The following is a 3,461-nucleotide window of genomic DNA, read 5'->3' as shown; positions in this document are numbered from 1 at the left end:
TACGACAACGACAACGACAACGACAACGACAACGAGAGCGTACCCGGGATCTCGGTCACCACATCAGTTCTGGTCGCACCCGGGCGCCTAGCCGCGCGAGGCCGACAGGGCAGATAAGGTACACGGCGCCGCGGCCCGCCACCGGCGCCGATCGCGCCGCAGCCACCACCAGCGCCGCGGAACGCAAAGATAGTTTGCAGCCAAACCCGAACGACTGGTTACGACCTTTACGGCACAACCCTTGGCAGACCACAAGCCGAAGCGCAAGCCACTGATCCGACTGCAAACCCACCTTGGCCCGGCACTTGCTGCGGGCTTTCCTATACCAAGACGCGACCCCCAAGCCGGGTCGCCCACCCCAGGGGAGTAGACGATGCCGACCACCGAGACCTTCTATGAGGTCATGCGGCGCCAGGGGATCACCCGCCGCAGCTTCCTCAAATTTTGCAGCCTCACCGCCACGGCCCTGGGGCTGGGGCCGGCCTACACGGCACAGTTGGTGCACGCCATGGAGACCAAGCCGCGCATCCCGGTGCTCTGGCTCCACGGGCTGGAGTGCACCTGTTGCTCGGAGTCCTTCATCCGCTCCGCGCACCCCCTGGTCAAGGACGTGGTGCTGTCCATGATCTCGCTCGACTACGACGACACCATCATGGCCGCCTCCGGGCATCAGGCGGAGGCGATCATCAAAGAGATCCGGGAGAAGTACCAGGGCAACTACATCCTGGCGGTGGAGGGCAACCCGCCGCTCAACCAGGACGGCATGTCCTGCATCATCGCCGGGCGGCCCTTCCTCGAGCAGCTCAAGGAGGCAGCGGCGGACTGCAAGGCGATCATCTCCTGGGGCTCCTGTGCCTCCTGGGGCTGTGTCCAGGCGGCCCACCCCAACCCGACCCACGCGGTCCCGATCCACCAGGTCATCCATGACAAGCCCATCATCAAGGTCCCGGGCTGTCCGCCGATCGCCGAGGTCATGACCGCGGTCGTGACCTTCATGCTGACCTTCGAGCGCATCCCCGAACTGGACCGCCAGGGCCGGCCCAAGATGTTCTACGGCCAGCGGATCCATGACAAGTGCTACCGCCGCGGCCACTTCGACGCCGGCCAGTTCGTGGAGCGTTGGGACGACGAGGGGGCGCGCCGCGGCTACTGCCTCTATAAGATGGGCTGCAAGGGGCCGACCACCTACAACGCCTGCTCCAGCACCCGCTGGAACAACGGGGTCTCCTTCCCCATCCAGTCCGGCCACGGGTGCATCGGCTGCTCGGAGGACGGTTTCTGGGACAAGGGCAGCTTCTACGACCATGTGACCGACACCCGGGTCTTCGGCGTCGAGCTCAACGCGGACCGGGTGGGGCTGGCCGCCGCCGGGACCGTGGGCGCGGCCGTCGTCGCCCACGCCGCCGCCTCCGCCATCAAGCGTGCCCGCAAGCCGGGCGAATTCGGCGACCCACAGCCGGACCGGACCCCTGGCAAGACCCAAGGTGCCGCGGGCAACGATCAGACAGGTGAGCGTTCATGAGTATCGAGACCCCCAACGGCTTCACCCTGGACAACGCCGGCACCCGGGTCGTGGTGGACCCGGTGACCCGCATCGAGGGTCACATGCGCTGCGAGGTCAATCTCGACGCGAACAACGTGATCCGCAACGCGGTGTCCACCGGCACCATGTGGCGCGGGCTGGAGGTAATCTTAAAGGGCCGCGACCCGCGCGACGCCTGGGCCTTCACCGAGCGGATCTGCGGTGTCTGCACCGGCACCCATGCCCTGACCAGCGTGCGGGCGGTGGAGGACGCGCTCGGGATCCAGATCCCGGAGAACGCCAACACCATCCGCAACATCATGCAGTTGACGCTGCAGTCACACGACCACCTGGTGCATTTCTACCACCTGCACGCGCTGGACTGGGTGGACGTGGTCTCGGCGCTCAAGGCCGACCCTAAGGCGACCTCGACCCTGGCCCAGTCCATCTCCAACTGGCCGCAGTCGTCCCCGGGCTGGTTCCGGGACGTGCAGAATCGGTTGAAGCGCTTCGTGGAGTCCGGCCAGTTGGGTCCCTTCATGAACGGCTACTGGGGCAACCCGGCCTACAAGCTGCCGCCGGAGGCCAACCTGATGGCGGTCGCCCACTATCTGGAGGCGCTCGACTTCCAGCGCGAGATCGTCAAGATCCACACCGTCTACGGCGGCAAGAACCCACACCCCAACTGGCTGGTGGGCGGGGTGCCCTGCGCCATCAACCTCGACGACACGGGGGCCGTAGGCGCGGTCAACATGGAGCGACTGAACCTGGTCTCCTCCATCATCGACCGCACCATCGACTTCATCGACCAGGTCTATATCCCGGACCTGCTGGCGATCGCCTCCTTCTATAAGGACTGGACCTACGGCGGCGGGCTCTCCGGCCGCTCGGTCATGTCCTACGGCGACATTCCGGAGCGGGCCAACGACAACACGGCGGCCAACCAGCTCCTGCCCCGCGGGGCCATCATCAACGGAAATCTCAACGAGGTCCACGACGTCGACCTGCGTGATCCGGCGCAGGTCCAGGAGTTCGTCGCCCACTCCTGGTACCGCTATCCGGACGAGAAAAAGGGCCTGCACCCCTGGGACGGGGTGACCGAACCCGATTTCGTCCTGGGTCCGAACACGGTCGGCACCAAGACCAACATCCAGGCGATCGACGAGGGCGCCAAGTATTCCTGGATCAAGGCCCCGCGCTGGCGCGGCCACGCCATGGAGGTCGGCCCCCTGGCGCGCTGGGTGATCGGCTATGCCAAGGGCACGCCTGAGTTCAAGGAGCCGGTGGAGAAGGTCCTGAAGGATCTCGATCTCCCCGTCACCGCGCTCTTCTCCACCCTGGGCCGCACCGCCGCCCGGGGGCTTGAGGCCTCCTGGGCGGTGCACAAGCTGCGCTATTTCCAGGACAAGCTGGTGGCCAACCTCAAGGCCGGGGACAGCAGCACCGCCAATACCGACAAGTGGGACCCGGACACCTGGCCCCGGGAGGCTAAGGGCGTGGGCACCACCGAGGCCCCGCGCGGGGCGCTCGGGCACTGGATCGTCATCAAGAAGGGGCGGATCGAGAACTATCAGGCCGTGGTCCCCACCACCTGGAACGGATCGCCGCGCGATCCCGCAGGCAACATTGGGGCCTTCGAGGCGGCCCTGCTGAACACCCCGGTGGCGGTGCCCGATCAGCCGCTGGAGATCCTGCGCACCCTGCACAGCTTCGACCCCTGTCTCGCCTGCTCGACCCATGTCATGGGTCCGCAGGGGGAGGAGCTGACGCGGGTCAAGGTGCGGTAGCGGACCGCCGTTCTTTGGTCGCGAGTCGGAACTACGTCGAACGAAGAATGCCATCGTTGTCGTTGTCGTTGTCGTTGTCGTTGTCGTAATCGGAGAAGCGACGCAATTCGGCGTGCGAGCTCATCCGGGTCGCTACGATAACTTCGATTACG

2 protein-coding genes are annotated in these 3,461 nt (G+C 66.0%); both read left to right on the top strand.

The annotated features are described in order from the left end of the window. The first annotated feature begins 373 nt into the window (after positions 1 to 373). Complete coding sequence (locus QZY48_RS05080; protein ID WP_295428588.1) at positions 374 to 1,522, top strand: hydrogenase small subunit; 1,149 nt, start codon at positions 374 to 376, stop codon at positions 1,520 to 1,522. Beyond that, the gene (locus tag QZY48_RS05075) at positions 1,519 to 3,309 is read left to right on the top strand and encodes a nickel-dependent hydrogenase large subunit (protein ID WP_295428586.1); all 1,791 of its coding nucleotides are present in this window, start codon (positions 1,519 to 1,521) and stop codon (positions 3,307 to 3,309) included. Before QZY48_RS05080 ends, QZY48_RS05075 begins: the two co-directional genes overlap by 4 nt. Positions 3,310 to 3,461 lie beyond the last annotated feature (152 nt).

Origin of the sequence: uncultured Thiodictyon sp., assembly GCF_903828115.1 — a bacterium.
Taxonomy (GTDB): Bacteria; Pseudomonadota; Gammaproteobacteria; order Chromatiales; family Chromatiaceae; genus Thiodictyon.
Note: the sequence above shows the minus strand (reverse complement) of the source record. Positions and strands in the feature narration are given on the sequence as shown.